Origin of the sequence: Novosphingobium sp. NBM11, assembly GCF_015390225.1 — a bacterium.
Taxonomy (GTDB): Bacteria; Pseudomonadota; Alphaproteobacteria; order Sphingomonadales; family Sphingomonadaceae; genus Novosphingobium.
Genome location: NZ_VUOG01000003.1, coordinates 685,387 through 702,413, shown reverse-complemented (window position 1 = coordinate 702,413; position 17,027 = coordinate 685,387). Strand labels below are relative to the sequence as shown.

The window sequence follows — 17,027 nt, the reverse complement described above, 5'->3', positions numbered from 1 at the left end:
CTGTCCTCCACCAGCGGAGGGCTTCAATGCGGATTGGCGTGGATGTGGGCGGCACGAATACCGATGCCGTTCTTCTATCAGGCAAGAACGTGCTGGGGGCAGTGAAACGCCCGACCAGCAAGGACGTCAGTTCGGGCATTGCCGAAGCGATCACCGCGCTGATTTCCGAATGCGCGATCACGCCGGACGCGATCGACGCCGTCATGATCGGCACGACCCATTTCACCAACGCCTTCATCCAGCGCCGCGAACTGGTGCCGGTGTTCGCCATCCGCATCGGCTTCCCCGCCGGGCGCGGCATTCCTCCGTTCACCGCGTGGCCCGACGATCTCAAGGCGGTGGTGCGCGGCGGATCGGCGATGGTGCGCGGCGGCTTCGAATTTGACGGGCGCGAAATCTCCCCGCTGGATGAAGCCGCCATCCTCGCCGCTGTCGAGCAAGCGCGCGCGGCGGGCATCGGCCAGATCGCCGTCTCCTGCATCTTCAGCCAGCTGAACCCGGCGCACGAGACGCGCGCCGCCGAACTGATCGCGCAGCACGCCCCGGGGATGGAAGTCTCGCTCTCGTCCGAAGTCGGCCGCGTGGGCCTGCTGGAGCGCGAGAACGCCGCGATCATGAACGCCAGCCTGCGCCCGCTCGCCGCCACCATCACGTCGGCGTTCCGGCGCGCGCTGGCCGAACTCGGCATCGCCGCGCCGTTCTACATCAGCCAGAACGACGGCACGCTGATGAGCGCCGACCACATGCAGCGCTATCCGGTGCTGACCTTCGCCGCCGGTCCCACCAACAGCCTGCGCGGCGCGGCGTGGCTGACCGGCGCGAGCGATGCGATCGTGGTCGACATCGGCGGCACCACGTCGGACGTGGGCGTGCTGGTCGCGCGTTTCCCGCGCCAATCGACCGTCCATGTCGACGTCGGCGGCGTGCGCACCAACTTCCGCATGCCCGATATTCTCTCGATCGGCCTCGGCGGCGGCAGCCTTGTCCGCGAGACGCCGGACGGCGTCACCGTCGGGCCGGATTCGGTGGGTTTCCGCCTGCGCAGCGAGGGGCTGATCTTCGGCGGCGAAACGCTCACCACCAGCGACATCGCGGTGGCGAGCGGACAGGCGACGTTCGGCGATCCCGCCCGGGTGGCCCACCTGCCCACCGCGCTGGTGGAGCAAGCGCGCGGCGCGATCGACCGGTTGATCGACGATGCCATCGACCGCATGAAAACCGCGCCGGGCGATATCCCGATGATCCTTGTCGGCGGCGGATCGGTGCTGGTTTCGGCCACGCCGCAGGGCGTTTCCGACATGATGCGCCCCGAACACGCCGGCGTCGCCAACGCGATCGGCGCAGCCATCGGCCAGGTCAGCGGCGAGATCGACCGCATCTACAACGCGCCCGACGCTGCGAGCCGCGAAGCGGCGCTTGCCGATGCCCGCGCGCAGGCGACCGAACAGGCCATCGCCGCCGGGGCCAACGCCGTCACGGTGGAGATCGTCAACATCGAGGCGGTCCCGCTGCAATACCTGCCGGGCGGGGCAACCCGCGTTGTCTGCCGCGCGGTCGGCGATCTGGCGCTTGCGGAGGTACGGTGATGGTTCGCGAAATCACGCTCGACAATATCGAACACCTGGCGATCGGATCGGCCTTCCTGGGCACCGGCGGCGGCGGGGATCCCTATCTCGGCTCGCTCCTGTGCCGCGAGGCGATCGCGCAATACGGCCCCGTCCCGATCGTTCGGCCGGAGGATCTCAAGGACGAGGACAACGTGTTCGTCGCCGCTGCGATGGGCGCGCCGACGGTGATGATCGAGAAGCTGTTCTCGATCGAGGACCAGCACCGCGCCGTGGAAGTGCTGGAACGCTTCCTGGGCCGCACCGCCACCGCGATCATTTCCGCCGAAATCGGCGGCTGCAATTCGATGATGCCGGTCGCCTACGCGGCGATGCGCGGGCTGCCGATCGTTGATGCCGACGGCATGGGCCGCGCCTTCCCCGCGCTCCAGATGACCAGCTTCAACATCGAGGGCGTGGCCTGCGCCCCGATGACGATCGCGGACGAGCACGGCAACAGCGTACTCTACCAGACGGTCACAGGTCTGAAAGCCGAGGAACTGGCGCGCCCCGTCGCCGCGGTGATGGGCGCCAGCGTGTGCATGTCGTGCTATCCGATGACCGGGGCGCAGGCGCGCCGCGCCGCCGTGCCGCTGACGCTGAGCGGCGCGATCGGGATCGGCGAGGCGATCGCGCGCGGCGGCGATCCGCGCCCGCCGCTCGACCGGCTGATCGACGCCTTGCGCGCCCACGCCTACTATGCGGACGCGGCGGTGGTGTTCCGGGGCAAGATCACCAGCCTCGAACGCGATACCACGCGCGGCTGGGTGTTCGGCAGTTGCACGATCTCCGCCATGGGCGGGGCGGATGCGGCGACTGGTGTGGCTGAAGTCCGATTCCAGAACGAGAACCTCGTCGTGCACGTCAACGGCGAACTGCGTGGCATCGTCCCCGATCTCGTCACCATCGTCGATGCCGAAACCGCGCATGCCATTCCCACCGAACGCCTCGCCTACGGCCAGCGCGTCGCCGTGGTGGCGTGCAGCGCACCACCGATCCTCACCACCCCGCACGCGCTGGACGTGGTCGGCCCGCGATGCTTCGGGCTGGACGAGGACTATGTGCCTGTCCGCGACCTGATCGGGGAGTGCGCGTGATGCGGATGCACCTGATCACCCCCGTCATCACCGAAGGGATCCGCACGCTGGACGACGTGGCACCGCTGATGCGCGACGATCTGGTGATCACCCAGTCGCTGCTCGCGCCACGGTCTGCATGGCGGACGGCCTGGTCCGCGCCGGGCTGGCGCACAGCAAGCGCACGTACGGCACGCCACGCGACAAGGAACTGAGGGGATACCCGGAGATAGGCATCGCTCGACACGGGGCATAAAAGGGGAAAGACGATGGGAACGAACAACATGAGGGGCGCTGGCCGGCTGGCCATCGCAATTGCCGGACTGACCGCCGGAACGCACGCAATGGCGCAGGAAGCGCCGCAGAACCAGGGCTTTGGCGATATCGTGGTGACCGCGCAGCGGCGCCAGGAGAACCTCCAGAACGTGCCGATCCAGGTGGCCGCGTTCTCCGAGCAGAAGATCACCGACGCCGGCATCAAATCCACCCGCGAATTCGTCAATCTGGTGCCCAACGTCTCGTTCGACGAAAGCTTCACCTATCTCAATTCGTTCGTGGTGGTGCGCGGCGTCACGCAGATCAACAATGCGGATTCGCCCGTGGCGGTGATCGTCGACGGCGTTCCCCAGAACAGCCAGAAGCAGTTGCGGATGAACCTGTTCGATATCCAGCGGATCGAGGTGTTGAAGGGACCGCAGGGCGGCCTTTACGGGCGCAACGCCATCGGCGGGGCGATGAACATCATCACCAAGGACCCGTCCGACCACATGGAAGGCGCGCTCGACGCCAGCTATGGCCGGGGCGACGCCATCGACGTGACCGGTTCGCTCTCCACCCCGATCGGCGATGACGCGGGCCTGCGCGTCGCCGGATCGTACAAGACCGACAACGGGCGCATCCGCAACACCTACAGCAACAAGAACGTCGATTTCATCGACCACGACTGGGAACTGCGCGGCAAGTTCAAGGCCTCGCTCAGCGACAACCTGAAGATCGACCTGCGCGCCTCCTACCGCGATTTCCGCGCCGGCGCGATCTATGACAGCCGCGTCCCTTCCGGGCTGGCCAGGGGCAGGACCTGCGCGTCAAGCTGACCAGCCAGGAATTGCGCCTCGTCTCCAACGGCAAGGGGCCGTTCCGCTGGATTCTCGGCGGCTATTACCTGCACACCAAGCGCAGCCTGCTGACCCGCGCCTTCATCGACCTGAACGGATCGCGCGATCAGATCGACAATCCCGCGCTGGCCCTGATCCGGCTGAGCGAGGACAACAGCAACAACGCCTATGCCGTCTATGGCAACGTCGACTACGACCTGAGCGATCACCTCACCCTGTCGGGCGCGCTGCGCTACGATCGGGACGAACGACGGCAGACCGACCTGGCATCGGGCGCGGTGCGCAAGACCAGCTTCGACAACGTCCAGCCCAAGGCGACGCTGACCTACAAGTTCAACGACCGGCAGCTCGTCTATGCGACGTACAGCACCGGCTTCCGTTCGGGCGGATTCAATGCACCCACGGTGAGCATCCCGGTGTTCCGCGCGGAAAAGCTGGCGAACTACGAGGCCGGCTTCAAGACGAGCTGGTTCGATCGCCGCCTGATCCTGAACGGGGCGGTCTACAAGGCCGTCAGCAAGGATTTCCAGTATTTCTACATCGATGTCGCCACGGCCTCGCAGATCATCGGCAATATCGACAAGGTGCATATCTGGGGCGTGGAACTGGAAATGCAGGCGCTGCCCACCAAGGGCCTGCAATTGTTCGGCGCCATTGGCACGACCGATACCAACATCCGCAAGAACGTGGTCGATCCCGCCTCCGTGGGCAACCACACGCCCAAGACCACGACCTGGTCGATGAACGCCGGCTTCCAGTACAACCGCCCGCTGACCGACGATTTCGGGCTGCTGCTGCGGCTCGACTATGCGCACAAGGGGCGCAAGTACTGGCAGGTGGACAACCGCCAGGTGCAGAACCCGATCAACCTCGTCGATGTGCGCGTGGGCGTCGAGAACGAGCGCTGGGGCCTCTATTTCAGCGGCCGTAACATCTTCAACGAGAAATATTACAGCGACTACAACCCGAAGGCCTATTCCGGGTCCGATACCGATATCGGGTTCCGCGCGCAGCCGGCGACCTGGGCCGTGGAAGCCAAGGTCAAGTTCTGACGCGGTCGGGCCATCGCGGCATCAGCCCGCCGCGATGGCCCGAATGTCTAGGCGGCCAGCAAGGCATCGATCCAGCGAGCGACTTCGCCGTTCTCCCAGGTATCGGACGCCGCCCCGATCACCACTTCGGCGATCGAACGTCCCTCGATCGGGGATTCGGTGAAGGCGTTGAACAGCCAGACGCCATGCTGCCGCGCGAACGCCGCGTGTCTTTGGTGCAGATCGGCGGACGTTCCCGGCAGCAGGAGCTGGAAGCTGTTCGCGTGGGGAATGACCGGGTGAACGATGATCCGCCCGTCGGAGGCCAGCACCTCGGCCAGATCGCGTGCGCGGCGGACATATTCGGGCATGCGGGCCAGATGCTGATCGATGCCCGCCAGCGCCGAAAGCGCCTGCGGAAAAGCCGTCGCGAGGTTGCCCGCGAAGCGCGTTTTCCATGGCGCGAGACGCCGGACGAAGGCGTCATCGCCAACCAGCGCCGCGCCGCCCAGGCCGCCGAGCCCCTTGTAATAGGACACATAGACCGTATCCGCGAGGTCGGCGAGGTCGGTCAGCGCGACGTCATACCCCGCCGCCCCTTCCCACAGCCGCGCACCATCGAAATGCAGCGGGATACCCTCTTCACGACACCACGTGGACATCGCCCGCAATTGGTCCAGCGGAGGCAGCAAATAGCCTGACCGGCGCAGCGGCAGTTCGACGACCACCGCCGCCAGCTTCTCCTCCACGGCTTGCAGCGCGGCAAGGTCGAACGGCTGATAGCGGCCGAGGCGGACAGCCTTCAGGCCGGCCACGCGTTCCAGCCCGTCCCCTTCGTCCGACGCGATATGCCCCTGCGGATGGATCGCGACCGTGTCAGTCCCGCGCGCTTCGGCGTGGACGCGGAGCGCGCAGTATTGCGCGGTCATGCCCTTGATGAAGAACCGTGCAGCCGGCTTGCCCAGCAATGCGGCCGTGCACTCCTCGAGCCGCGCCACGGCGCCACCGGCGCCATAGACATCCGCGGCCTCATCCTCGGGCGCATAGTCGGCCAGCGCGAGAAGCTGTTCGCGCGGTCCGGAAAAGCCATGGTACGATAGCGAGCGGGTGCAGGATTTCCTGATATCGGGATCGTTCATGCCGCAATCGTAAGGACTTGAGCCTATGCCGCAAGGCACGGCCGCCCCGTCAGGCGAACGGTTCGTCGATTGCCCGCGAAGGCTCGGTAAACCAGCGCGCGCCGTGATCGGTGACGTGGAAATGATCCTCCAGCCGCACCCCGAACCGGCCCGGCACCACGATCATCGGCTCGTTGGAAAAGCACATGCCGGGTTGCAGCGGCGTCTCGTCCCCGCGCACCAGATACGGCGCTTCGTGGACCGACAGGCCGATGCCGTGCCCGGTGCGATGGGGCAGGCCCGGCAGGCGGTAGTCCGGACCCAGTCCGTGCCGTTCCAGCACCGCCCGCGCCGCCGCATCGATCGCGGCGCAGGGCACGCCGGGCCGGACGGCATCGAACGCCGCGCGCTGCGCCTCGGCCTCGATCTCCCAGATCCGGCGCTGTTCGTCATCCGCCTTGCCGAAGACGTAGCTGCGGGTGATGTCGGAATTGTAGCCTTCCACCGCGCAGCCGGTGTCGATCAGCACCATGTCGCCCTCGCGCAGTTCGTCGTCCTGCGGCAAGCCGTGCGGGAAGGCGGTGGAAGCGCCGAACTGGACGATGCAGAACGTGCTGCCCCCGCTGCCGATCGCCTTGTGCGCGGCATCGATGAAGCCGCGCACGGCGCTGGCGCGGATACCGGGGGCGAGAACGCGGGCGGCGCGGCGCTGGACTTCCAGCGTCATCCGCTTGGCTTGCCGCATCAGCGCCAGTTCCGGCTCGGACTTAATCGCCCGGCACCCGTCGATGATCGGGGTGGCATCGAGGACCGAGGCAGAGGGCGCCGCCAGCCGGACCCGCTCCGCCATGCCGAACGGCAGCGCCGGATCGATCGCCAGCCGCGTGGCGCCGGCTTCGCGCAGGATCGCGGCGACCAGCGCGGAAGGACTTTCGTGCTCCTCCCACAACCGCAGATCGACATCCAGGGTCAGGATCGCCTCGAGCGACCCCTGCTCGAACGCCGGACAGACGATGTAGGGCTTGCCGCGCGGCGTCAGCACCATTGCCACCAGCCGTTCGATCATGCCCCAGCCGATCCCGGTGAAGTACGAGAGGCTGAGCCCCGCCCCCACCAGCAGCGCATCCGCCCCGGCATCGACCATGGCCGCGCGGGCACGCTCGATCCGGGCCTGCCGCTCCGCCAGCGTGATCGCGGGCGCGCGATCCGCCCACGGCTGGATGGTGGCCAGTTCGGCCGCGATGGTCGATCCGCCGATCATGCCGCCGGATCGAACCCGTAATCGCGCCGCGCCTGCTCCGGCGTGACATAGCCATCGCGCAGGTCGGCCAGCAGGCGGGATCGTTCGCGTTTCATCGGATCACCATAGCCGCCGCCCGTCGCGCTGACGAGCCGGAAGGTCTCCCCTTCCACCGCCCGCGCGCCGGTGACCATCGAATAGGTCTCCACCGAGCCATCGCGGCGCAGGATCTCGGCGCGGTTGGTGGAGCCTTCGCCACCGCCGGCCAGCCCCCACGGGCGCGAGGTGGTGCGCGTGGCGGAATAGGTGAGGAAGGCTTCCTTCGCCGTCACGCGATAATCCAGCACCACGCCCTTGCCGCCACGGTATTCGCCCGCGCCGCCGTCCTCGTCGTGCAAGGCATACCGGTCGATCTCGAAGCCGTAGCGGCTTTCGGCCAGTTCGATGGGGATGTTGAACGTCTCGCCATTGGCGGCGCAGAACTGGCCGGCATCGCCGTCGTGATCGATGCCCGCGCCCCAGCCGCCCACCAGCGGCTCGCCCATCACGAACAGGTCTTCCGTCCCCGGCAGCAGTCCGGAAATGAACGTGGCGCCCACGGTGCGCTGGTGGCCCACCGGCAGCTTGTGCGGCATCAGCGGGGCCAGCGCCTTCCACATGACCTCGATCGCGCCCAGCAGCGATTCATAGTAGATCGATACCGGCGCCGGGCTTTTCGCCGACAGGATCGTGCCTTCCGGGCAGATCACCTCCAGCGCGCGGAAGCAGCCGCCGTTGGCCGGAATCTCGGTATTGGTCACCGCCTTGAACGTGCAGCGCACGCCGGTGATCAGGCCGGCATAGGACAGGTTGATCGGCCCGGGCGCCTGGCCGCTGGTGCCGGTGAAATCGGCAACCATCCGGTCGTCGGTGATCGTCACCTTCACCTTGATCACGAACGGGCCGTTGCCGTGCCCGTCCTCTTCCACCACGTCCTCGGCGGTGAACACGCCCTTGGGCAGCTTCTTCAGCTCCTCGCGCGTCATGCGCTCGCCATAGTCGAGCAGCGAATCCATCGCCGCCAGCAGATTGTCGACCCCGTATTTCGCGGCGAGTTCGACGATCCGCCGCCCGCCCACGCGGCAAGCGGCCACGCCCGCGTGCATGTCGCCGATGGTGCTGTCGGGCAGACGGACGTTGGTGCGGATCATCTCGACCAGCGCCTCGTTCATGCGGCCTTCGTCGAACAGCTTGAGGAAGCGCAGGTGCAGCCCTTCCTGGAAGATGTCGGTCGATGCGGTGGTCGCGCTGCCGGGATAAGTGCCGCCCACTTCGGTCCAGTGCGCCTTGTTGACGGTCCAGGCGATCAGCCGGCCGTCGACGAAGACCGGATAGAGGATCACCACGTCCGACAGGTGCGTGCCGCCGCCTTCGTAGGGCGAATTGGTGACGAAGATGTCGCCCGGCCTGATCCGGTCGAGCGGCCAGTGCTCCAGCGTGCTCTGCACGGCGGTATCGAGCGTGGCGAGGAAGCCGGTCACGCCGTTGCCCTGCGCCAGCAGGTTGCCGCGCGCATCGGTCGCGCCCACGGCGAAGTCGGTCGTCTCGTAGATGATCGGGCTCATCGAGGTGCGGATCATCGCGTTGAACATCTCGTCGCCCAGGGCCACGAGCGCGTCCTTGATGATTTCCTGGGTGAAGGGATCGGTGCTCACGGGCGCGCTCCTTCGGGCTGGGGAAGGTGGACATGGTAGTTGCCAAGGCGATCGACTTCGGCGCGCGCGCCCGGCGGCAGCGGCAGGGTAACGGCCGGCTCCTGGATCACCGCCGGGCCGGACAGCGCCATCCCCGGCTCCAGCCGCAACCCGTCGTAGATCGTCGCGTCATGCACGCCGTGCGTGTCGAAATCGACGCGCCGGGTGCCCTTGACCGCATCCGCCAGCGTCAGGCCGGTCACCGCCCGCTCGGCAAGGTCGGGCTTGTCGACCGGCAGGGTGGCGACAAGGTGGAAGTTGACGAGCTGCACCGCCGCGTCGAGCCGGTAGGTGAAGCGCTTCTCGTGCGCCTCGTGAAACGCGGCGATCGCGGCGTCCACCGGCGCATCGCCATCAAGCGGGAAGGCGATGCCCACGGTATGTTCCTGCCCCACATAGCGCAGGTCCGCCCGGTATTCGAACAGCGGCGCGCGATCGCCCGCTTCGCCGGCGAAATCGCGCAGCGCCTCCGCCTCGATTTCGGCGAAGATGGCGCGCACGGCGTCGATGCTGCCGGGCGCGAGCGGAGTCAGCCGGGTGCGGATATAGTCGCGCCGCAAGTCGGTCAGCAGCATCCCCCAGGCCGAGAACACGGAGGAGTTCACCGGGATGATCACGCGCGGCACCTTGAGCTCCTCGGCCAGCGCCACCGCGTGCATCGCCCCGCCGCCACCGAAGGCCATCAGCGCGAAATCCCGCGGATCGTAGCCCTTGTTGGTGGACACCAGCCGCAGCGCGGTGGTCATGTTGGCGTTGGCGATGCGGATCACCCCCCGCGCCAGTTCCGCGCGGCTGAGCCCGAGCTGGTCGCACAGCGGCGCGAAGGCGGCATCCACCGCCTGCCAGTCCGGTTCGACCTCCCCGCCGACGAAGCTGGCCGGATCGATGCGGCCCAGCAGGAGATTGGCGTCAGTCGTGGTCGGACGGGTGCCGCCGCGCCCATAGGCTGCCGGCCCCGGCCGCGCGCCGGCCGATTGCGGCCCGACATGGAGCTTGCCGCCGGCATCGACCCACGCGATGGACCCACCGCCGTTGCCGATCTCGACGATTTCGGAAACGGGCGTCTGCACCGGATAGCCGGGCGACTTGCCGTCGCGCTCGATGTAGTAGTCGGTCGAGACCTTGATCTGACCGCCCTCGATCAGCGTGCATTTGGCCGTGGTGCCGCCGATGTCGAGCACGATCAGGTTCGGCTCGCCGATCGCCCGGCCGACATGGGCGGCGGCGTAAATGCCGCTGGCAGGGCCGGATTCGACCATGGTGATCGGGTTGGCCTTGGCCGCGGCGGCGGTGGCGATGCCGCCGTTGGACTGCATCATGTAAGGCTTCTGGGCAAAGCCGCCGTCGGCCAGTCGCTGTTCCAGCCGCTCGATATAGCGCCGCGCGATCGGCGAGACGTAGGCGGAAAGAACCGTGGTGTTGGTCCTTTCATATTCGCGCCATTCGCGACTCACTTCGTGGCTCGCCAGTACGGCCACGCCGGGCCAGGCCGCGCGGATCGCCTCCACTGTGCGGCGTTCGTTTTCGGGATTCACATAGGCGTGAAGAAAGACCACCGCGATCGCCTCGACGCCTTCCGCCCGAAAGAAATCGAGCAGCGCGGGCAACGGCGCGAGGTCGACCGGCTTCACCAGATCGCCCCGGAAATTGCTGCGTTCCACCAGTTCGGCGCGCAAGTAGCGGTCCACGAACGGCCGGGGCTTGCGGAAGTTGAAGTTGAACAGGTCCGGCCGGTTGCCCCGCGCGATCTCGATCACGTCGCGGAAGCCCGCCGTGGTGATCAGCGCGGTCTTCACGCCCTTGCGCTCGGTCAGCGCATTGATCACGACGGTGGAGCCGTGCGCGAAGAAATCGAGCGCGGCCGGCGAAAGGCCGGCCTTGACCATGGCGTTCATCACGCCCTGTTCGAATTCGGGCGGGGTGGTATCCGCCTTGGCCACCTGCACCGCGCCGGGGCGGCCGGTCTCGGGATCGACGGGATAATAGACCAGGTCGGTGAAGGTGCCGCCGACGTCGCTTGCTGCACGCACGGGAATTCTCCGGTTGGGCCTGTCGCCAGGCCCCGGTGGGAAGGGATCAGGGAAAGTGCGGCGCGGTCAGGCGCGGGGCACGATCACGGTGTTGCCGATCGGCGGCGGCGCGGCGAACAGGCCGCTGGCCGCCAGCCGGTCCTCGCCGGGCGGGGCCATGCTGTAGAGTCGGCTGGGCTTCCATCCGAACTGCACCTTGGCCAGCGCCGCCGCCTCGGTCGCCTTGTAACAGGCATAGACGGCATCGACGATCGGGACGCCGAACTCCCGCTGCAACTGCGCGTAGAAGCCGAATTCGATCGTGCAGCCCAGGATCACCGCCTCGGCCTTGTCGATCTCCACCGCCTCGCGCACCGCGCGGCGGATGGCGTCCTCGGTGGCGGCGGTATCCTGCTGGAATTCATCGACGTGGCGGCCGATGGTGCGGAACGAGGCCAGCCGGTCATGATAGCCATAGTGGCGGATGCGATCTTCCATCTGCACCTTCCACTTCTCGACGCCGATCACGACCGAGAAGCGGTTGGCGAGGTTGGACACGATCTGGAGCGCCGACTGGCACGGCGCGCAGACCACGGCATCGCCGGAAATCTCGCGCGCCTCGTCCAGCGCGGTGTCGTAGAAGCAACCGATGGCATAGCCATCGAAGCCATGGGTCGCGGCATAGCGCGCGATCGCCGTCACCGGAAACCAGATGCTGCTTTCGAACACCCGCCATTCCAGGTTGGTCAGCGCGACCGGCTCTGGAATGGCAAGCGAAACGACATGGACTTCGGCATTGGGCAGTTTGACGCGGCCGATCAGGTCGGCGATGGGCGCGTCATAGCCCGGCTGGTTGATCGGGTTGACCCAGAGGATCCTGAGCGGCGCCGTGGCCGGCGCCTCGCGGTGATGGGCGATCGCGGTCATGTCCTTTCCCTCAGAAGCTCGTCCGCAGCTCGAAGCCCCAGGTGCGCGGCGAAGCCGGCTGGACGAAGCCCCCGCTGACGAACTCGGCGTTGTACTTCTTGTCGCCAAGGTTGCGGACGAACCCGGTCAGGCTCCACTTGCCGCTGGCGTCCTCCAGCCCGGCATGAAGGTTGACGAGCTGGAAGGAAGACCGCGCCGTGGCGTTTTCCGGGTCCCAGTACTGCTTGCCGTGGTGTTCCATCTCGCCGCGCGCGAAGACGTTGAGGCCATCGGACACCGGGAAGCGGTATTGCGCGCCGATCGATCCGCTGTCGCGCGGGATATAGGGTGCCCAGTTGCCGACATCGGCGGGATTGAACGTGAACTTCTTGATCCGGCTGTGGGTGTATCCGTAGTTGGCGTAGAGGTCCAAGCCCTTGACCGGGGTGAAGGCCACCTCGATTTCCCCGCCGTAGAGATCGACCTTGTCGACGTTGACAAGGATCTGCGCGCCCACCGCGCCGACGAACACGAAGTAGAACGGGTTCTTGTCGGCGGTGTAGAACGCGGTGCCGTTGATCCGCAGGCGGCCACCGAGCAGCGTCGCCTTGAAGCCGGCCTCGGTCGTTTCCGCGCTTTCCTGCCGGGCCAGGTCGAAAGCGCCGGGCAGGTTGGCGGCGGACGCCGCGCCGGCCTGGTTGAACTGGCCAGACCGGAAACCGATGCCCCAGTCGGCGAACAGCGTGAGGTTCGGGCTGGCCTTATAGTTCAGCGTGACCTTGGGCTGCGCCTTGCTGAAATTGGCGACGCGCGAACAGGCGGTGGTGGCCGCCGCCGTGCAGCCGGCGGGAACGCCCGCGCTGCTCAGCGGATCGATCATCTGATGGCGGTGATCGTGGTCGTAGCGGAACGCGACCGCGGCTTCGAGCTTATCGGTCAGGTCATAGGCAACGTTGCCGTAAAAGGCATAGGCGGTGTTGCGGTTGTTATCAGCCAGGAACGACAGCGTGGGGTTGATCGGATTGCTGTACTGCGGCGCCTTGTAGATGCTGACGATGCCCTGCCCGTTGTCCTGCCCCGTCGTGGTCGAGATGAACCGGCGGGTGCCGAGGATGTAGGCACCGATCATCCAGCGGAAGCGGCCGTCATCGGGCGATGCGATGCGCAGGTCGTTCTGCCAGGCCTTGACGGTTTCGTACTGCGTCTGCGTGCCATCCGTGCCGAACACGTTGCGGCTGGCGGTGTAGGGGAATTGATCGCCTTCGAGGTATTCCTTGATGCGGATATAGGACAGGACGTTGGTAATCGTGCCCCAGTCCGCCTTGTTTTCCAGCTTCAGCGAAACATCGGTCAGCTCGCGGAAATTGCGGCCCCGGTTGGTGGCGCAGAACCGGCGGCTGACGCGGTCGGCATCGGGCGCCGGGCCGCCGAACGGATTGGCCGGATCGAGGAAACACGATGTGTCCGAGGCGAACTTGGCGCCCTGATACTGGAACTGATCGCCGATCGCGTTGGTGTGGCTGTAGCTCGCGCGCAGATCCGCGGTCAGCGTATCGGTCAGGAACGCTTTCAACTGGCCGCGCACGTTGCGGTCGTGCACCCAGTCGACCGTCTGGTTCAGATAATCGTTGCGCAGCAGGCCGCCGAAGTTGCGCGCGCTGCCGGCCAGGCGGAACAGCAGCTTGTCCTTGACGATCGGCCCGCTGACCGAAACCTCGCCGCGATAGTCGTTGCCGTTGCCGGCGGAAATCTGCGCGTCGAGATGAAAGTCGTTGGTCGGCTGCTTGGTGGTGACGATGATCGCGCCACCGATCGCGTTGCGCCCGTAAAGCGCCCCTTGCGGGCCGCGCAGCACTTCGATCTGCTTCACGTCGAACAGGTCGCTGGTGAACTGGCGCGCGGAAATCTGCTGGATACCGTCGGTCACCACCGCGATCGGGCTTTCGCCGTTGCGGACCTGCGAGATGCCGCGAATGGTGACGAACGAATTGCCCGCGCTCTGCGACTGGACGATCGAGATATTGGGCGTGATGCCGATAAAATCCGCCACGCCCTTTACCCGCGCATCCTCCAGCGCCTGGCTGGAAAAGGCGGTGACCGACAGCGGCGCCTGCTGCAGCGCTTCCAGGCGGCCACGCCCGATCACGACGATCTGGCTGGGGTCGGCGGGCGCGGCAGCGGCCTCTTCCGCCGGCGCTTGCTGCGCGTGCGCCACGCCAGCGGCGGACAGGACGAGCGCCGAGGCGCAGGCGGACAGGCGTATCGTGCTACGAACGGACATTGGACCCCCCTTGGTCGGATTTGTGTCTCTTCCGGCAAGGTCCGTCATCGGGCGGTCACGAACAAGCTGCCCCGGAGAGTAGCTACCCATCGGTGGAGGCGGCGGCGGACCTACCCGAACGGGGAGGTCCGGCGGCGGGCGGAGAGTCAGGCGCGGGAGGACCAGCCGGTGTCGCGCAAGGCAGACAGCGCGTGGGCGCGACGGTCCACGCCCAGCTTGGCGAAGATGTTTTTGAGGTGGAATTTGACGGTGTGCTCGGTCATGTCGAGCGCGCGGGCAATTTCCTTGTTGGTCAGTCCGCGCGAAAGCTCGGCGACGACCTCCTGCTCGCGCGTGCTGAGCACCGCGATCGGGCTGTCGTCCGCCGGGCCGGTCTCCGCCATGCGCTCGTCGATGGAGGACAGGAACGAGGCCTCGACGGGATTGCCGCCGCCGTCCCACAGCGCGCGCTTGAGCCGGCGGATCAGCGGCGCGAGTTCGGGCTGCTCGAAGAACGGCAACGCGATCCCTTCACCGGCAGCGCGCTCCACCGCCTCGCGCAAATGGCCCATGGCGTCGTCCGGCCGCCGGCCCAGCGCGGCGATGCGCGCCAGCAGCAGATGCGCGCGCACTTCATAGGGACGCGCGCCGATCGCCCGGGCACAGGCCAGCATGTCGCCCGCCCGTTCGCGCGCCTGCGCCGGATCGCGGATCGCCAGCCACGTTCCCAGTGCGAACGCCACGTCCACACCGGCGCGCCAGTGGACGGGATTGTCGCGCCAGATGCCGAGGGGGAAACGGGCGGCGAGGTGTTCCGCCAGCGGCTGCGCCTGCGCTGTCTCGCCCGCCGCACTATGGCGCAGCAGGCGCTGCGCCTGGACGATGCTCGCCAGCCGCTCCAGCCCGCGAGCGCGGGTCAGCGCATCGCCATCGGCAATCACGCGGTCCATGGCCGCGCTATCCTGTGCCAGCCAGGCAAGGCGGAAGCGGCTATCCAGCCCGGCGGCATAGATTTCGAACCAGCCATCGTAATCACAGACATGGCGGAACGCCTCGTCAAGCTCCTGCGCGGTCATCGTCAACCGCCCGTCGCCCCACAGCTCGACCAGCGCCAGCAGCGTCTCCGCCAGTGCCTTCAGGCCGCTGTCCGCGCCGAAGTTCTCGACCGCCATCGCCTTCGCGCGCTGGAGATAGGCGGTGGCGCTACGCAGTTCGCCGCGATAGCCGCACGACAGGCCCGCGTGCAGGAAGCAGTAGTTGAGGCCCAGCACCGAATTGACCGAGCGCATCGCGCCCATCGCCTGCCGCGCGAAATCCTCCGCCCTTGCCAGCTGGCCCGCGCACAGGCTGGCGACCGCCCCCGCGCAATCGAGCACGCCGCGCGTCAGTCCGTCGGCATCCGGCATCCGCTGCCGCATCGTCTCGAAGAACGACAGGAACGGCACGTCGACGGTATTGTCCTCGTACGTGCGGATCAGGACGTTGATGTTGAGGGTATCGCGCTCGTAATCGTTCAGCAGGCTCCAGTCCCCACCAGGCCAGTCACCCGCCGGCGCACCCGGATCAAGGGCCACCAGATCGAACGTCGATCGCGCCTCGCGCAGCAGACCCATCTTGAGCTTCACGTAGGCTTCGGCCAGCAGCAGGCGCGGGTGCGACAGGCGCTCTGCCGGAGGAATGAAACCCAGCAGCTGGTTGAGCTGTCCCATCCCGCCGAACAGCACCAGCCGCCAGCCGCCCGCCTGTTCCACCAGTTCGGCGCAGCGCGCGAAATCGCCGGCCAGGCTGGCGTGGCGCACCGCCTCGTCCAGCAGTCCCCGCCGTTCGAATGCTTCCGAGGCGCGCAAGTGCAGCGCGGGCACCGCCGTCGGCCTGCGCTGGCGCAACTGCGCCTGGAGATAATCGGCGAAGAGATGGTGATACCGATACCAGATCGCGTCGGCATCGAGCGGTGTCAGCAACGATTGCAGCGGCTCCAGCTGCTCCATGATCCGCCAGCTGTCGTCACGCCCCCGCAGCGCATCGGTGATCTCCACGCTGAACCGTTCGAGGATCGAGGTTTCCAGCAGAAAATCGACCGCCTCCTCGGTCAGCCCGCGCAGGACCTGATCGGAAAGGAAGCTCCACAAGTGCCCTCCCCGCGTTGCCAGCCGGCCCAGAGCGGGCGCACCGGAGGCCTGCCCCTGGCCCTGCAAGGTGATCAGGCGGGCAAGCTGCAGCGCCACCGGCCAACCCTCGGTCCGCTCCGCCAGCGCGTCGCGATCGGCTTCGGCCAGACCGACATCGAGCACCTGCCGCGATTCCGACGGCGTGAAGCGCAGCATGTCGCTGGTGATCTCCACCGCCGCGCCGCTGCCCAGCAGGCGGTGCAGCCCGATATCCGGTCGGCGGCGCGTGCTCATCAGCAGGCGCGTGCCTTCGGGCAGCAGCGCGATCCACTGCCCGAGGAACCCGTCGAGCGGCTGGGCGGACGCGCGGTGATAATCGTCAAGAATCAGCGTGACCGGCGCGCCGCTGCCGGCGAGGCGCGCGTTCAATTCGCGCACCGCGCTGTCGATGGTGATCTCGGTCAGGCCCCGGTCGGCCTGCGCCACCAGATCGCCCACGTCGACATCGGCGCTTTCCAGCGCCCGGATCACCCCGATCATGAAGCGGCGCACGTCCGCATCACCCTCGTCGAGCGTCAGCCAGCCCACGCGCCCGCCGGCGTCGCGCAAATGATCGCGCCATTGTGACAGCAGCGTGGTCTTGCCGAAGCCGGCCGGCGCGGTCAGGAGAACCAGGCGGCTTGCCGCCACCGATCCCAGCGCGGTCATCAGCCGGGCGCGGTGGACCACGCTCGACGGCATGCGCGGCACTTCCAGCTTGAGCTGGAGCATCCGCTGGGCGTCACTGGCGGTTCCGGTGCTGGGCATTCCCCCTCGACGCTGGCCGG

12 protein-coding genes are annotated in these 17,027 nt (G+C 67.3%); 5 read left to right on the top strand and 7 right to left on the bottom strand.

Annotation, left to right across the window (positions count from 1 at the left end; genetic code table 11):
- The first annotated feature begins 26 nt into the window (after window positions 1-26).
- The 5 genes from F1640_RS23315 to F1640_RS23295 all read left to right on the top strand — a co-directional run bounded on the left by F1640_RS23315 (window position 27) and on the right by F1640_RS23295 (window position 4,847).
- The gene (locus tag F1640_RS23315; protein ID WP_124808527.1) at window positions 27-1,586 is read left to right on the top strand and encodes a hydantoinase/oxoprolinase family protein; all 1,560 of its coding nucleotides are present in this window, start codon (window positions 27-29) and stop codon (window positions 1,584-1,586) included.
- Complete coding sequence (locus tag F1640_RS23310; protein ID WP_124808526.1) at window positions 1,586-2,701, top strand: DUF917 domain-containing protein; 1,116 nt, start codon at window positions 1,586-1,588, stop codon at window positions 2,699-2,701. Before F1640_RS23315 ends, F1640_RS23310 begins: the two co-directional genes overlap by 1 nt.
- On the top strand, window positions 2,701-2,895 hold the full coding sequence (locus tag F1640_RS23305) for a hypothetical protein (protein ID WP_194921954.1): 195 nt from the start codon (window positions 2,701-2,703) through the stop codon (window positions 2,893-2,895). The genes F1640_RS23310 and F1640_RS23305 overlap by 1 nt, the downstream gene beginning before the upstream one ends.
- Window positions 2,896-2,964: 69 nt before the next feature.
- Complete coding sequence (locus tag F1640_RS23300; protein ID WP_194921953.1) at window positions 2,965-3,774, top strand: TonB-dependent receptor; 810 nt, start codon at window positions 2,965-2,967, stop codon at window positions 3,772-3,774.
- An 11-nt stretch (window positions 3,775-3,785) separates the two neighbouring features.
- Window positions 3,786-4,847 (top strand): TonB-dependent receptor, encoded by a 1,062-nt coding sequence (locus F1640_RS23295; RefSeq protein WP_194921951.1) that lies wholly within the window; start codon window positions 3,786-3,788, stop codon window positions 4,845-4,847.
- A 47-nt stretch (window positions 4,848-4,894) separates the two neighbouring features.
- On the opposite strand, the gene F1640_RS23290 is transcribed toward F1640_RS23295, so the two are convergent.
- The 7 genes from F1640_RS23290 to F1640_RS23260 all read right to left on the bottom strand — a co-directional run bounded on the left by F1640_RS23290 (window position 4,895) and on the right by F1640_RS23260 (window position 17,007).
- Window positions 4,895-5,965 carry a low specificity L-threonine aldolase gene (locus F1640_RS23290; RefSeq protein WP_124808523.1) on the bottom strand — a complete coding sequence of 357 codons (1,071 nt, stop codon included), beginning with the start codon at window positions 5,963-5,965 and terminating at the stop codon, window positions 4,895-4,897.
- Window positions 5,966-6,014: 49 nt separating this feature from the next.
- The gene (locus F1640_RS23285; RefSeq protein ID WP_124808522.1) at window positions 6,015-7,205 is read right to left on the bottom strand and encodes a Xaa-Pro peptidase family protein; all 1,191 of its coding nucleotides are present in this window, start codon (window positions 7,203-7,205) and stop codon (window positions 6,015-6,017) included.
- Complete coding sequence (locus F1640_RS23280) at window positions 7,202-8,878, bottom strand: hydantoinase B/oxoprolinase family protein (protein WP_124808521.1); 1,677 nt, start codon at window positions 8,876-8,878, stop codon at window positions 7,202-7,204. The genes F1640_RS23285 and F1640_RS23280 overlap by 4 nt, the downstream gene beginning before the upstream one ends.
- Window positions 8,875-10,947, bottom strand: coding sequence for a hydantoinase/oxoprolinase family protein (locus F1640_RS23275; RefSeq protein ID WP_124808520.1), 2,073 nt, complete (start codon window positions 10,945-10,947; stop codon window positions 8,875-8,877). The genes F1640_RS23280 and F1640_RS23275 overlap by 4 nt, the downstream gene beginning before the upstream one ends.
- Window positions 10,948-11,013: 66 nt before the next feature.
- Window positions 11,014-11,853 carry an aspartate/glutamate racemase family protein gene (locus tag F1640_RS23270; RefSeq protein ID WP_124808519.1) on the bottom strand — a complete coding sequence of 280 codons (840 nt, stop codon included), beginning with the start codon at window positions 11,851-11,853 and terminating at the stop codon, window positions 11,014-11,016.
- Window positions 11,854-11,863: 10 nt separating this feature from the next.
- Window positions 11,864-14,113, bottom strand: coding sequence for a TonB-dependent receptor (locus F1640_RS23265; RefSeq protein ID WP_255530695.1), 2,250 nt, complete (start codon window positions 14,111-14,113; stop codon window positions 11,864-11,866).
- Window positions 14,114-14,259: 146 nt separating this feature from the next.
- Window positions 14,260-17,007, bottom strand: a complete 2,748-nt coding sequence (locus F1640_RS23260; RefSeq protein ID WP_124808518.1) for a LuxR C-terminal-related transcriptional regulator — start codon at window positions 17,005-17,007, stop codon at window positions 14,260-14,262.
- Window positions 17,008-17,027: the final 20 nt, after the last annotated feature.

What these genes read in the sequence shown, in the direction of transcription:
- F1640_RS23305 (WP_194921954.1), top strand. Translation starts at nt 2,701, where the DNA reads ATGCGGATGCACCTGATCACCCCCGTCATCACCGAAGGGATCCGCACG.
- F1640_RS23290 (WP_124808523.1), bottom strand. Translation starts at nt 5,965, where the DNA reads ATGAACGATCCCGATATCAGGAAATCCTGCACCCGCTCGCTATCGTAC.
- F1640_RS23285 (WP_124808522.1), bottom strand. Translation starts at nt 7,205, where the DNA reads ATGATCGGCGGATCGACCATCGCGGCCGAACTGGCCACCATCCAGCCG.
- F1640_RS23265 (WP_255530695.1), bottom strand. Translation starts at nt 14,113, where the DNA reads ATGTCCGTTCGTAGCACGATACGCCTGTCCGCCTGCGCCTCGGCGCTC.
- F1640_RS23310 (WP_124808526.1), top strand. Translation starts at nt 1,586, where the DNA reads ATGGTTCGCGAAATCACGCTCGACAATATCGAACACCTGGCGATCGGA.
- F1640_RS23270 (WP_124808519.1), bottom strand. Translation starts at nt 11,853, where the DNA reads ATGACCGCGATCGCCCATCACCGCGAGGCGCCGGCCACGGCGCCGCTC.
- F1640_RS23315 (WP_124808527.1), top strand. Translation starts at nt 27, where the DNA reads ATGCGGATTGGCGTGGATGTGGGCGGCACGAATACCGATGCCGTTCTT.
- F1640_RS23300 (WP_194921953.1), top strand. Translation starts at nt 2,965, where the DNA reads ATGAGGGGCGCTGGCCGGCTGGCCATCGCAATTGCCGGACTGACCGCC.
- F1640_RS23260 (WP_124808518.1), bottom strand. Translation starts at nt 17,007, where the DNA reads ATGCCCAGCACCGGAACCGCCAGTGACGCCCAGCGGATGCTCCAGCTC.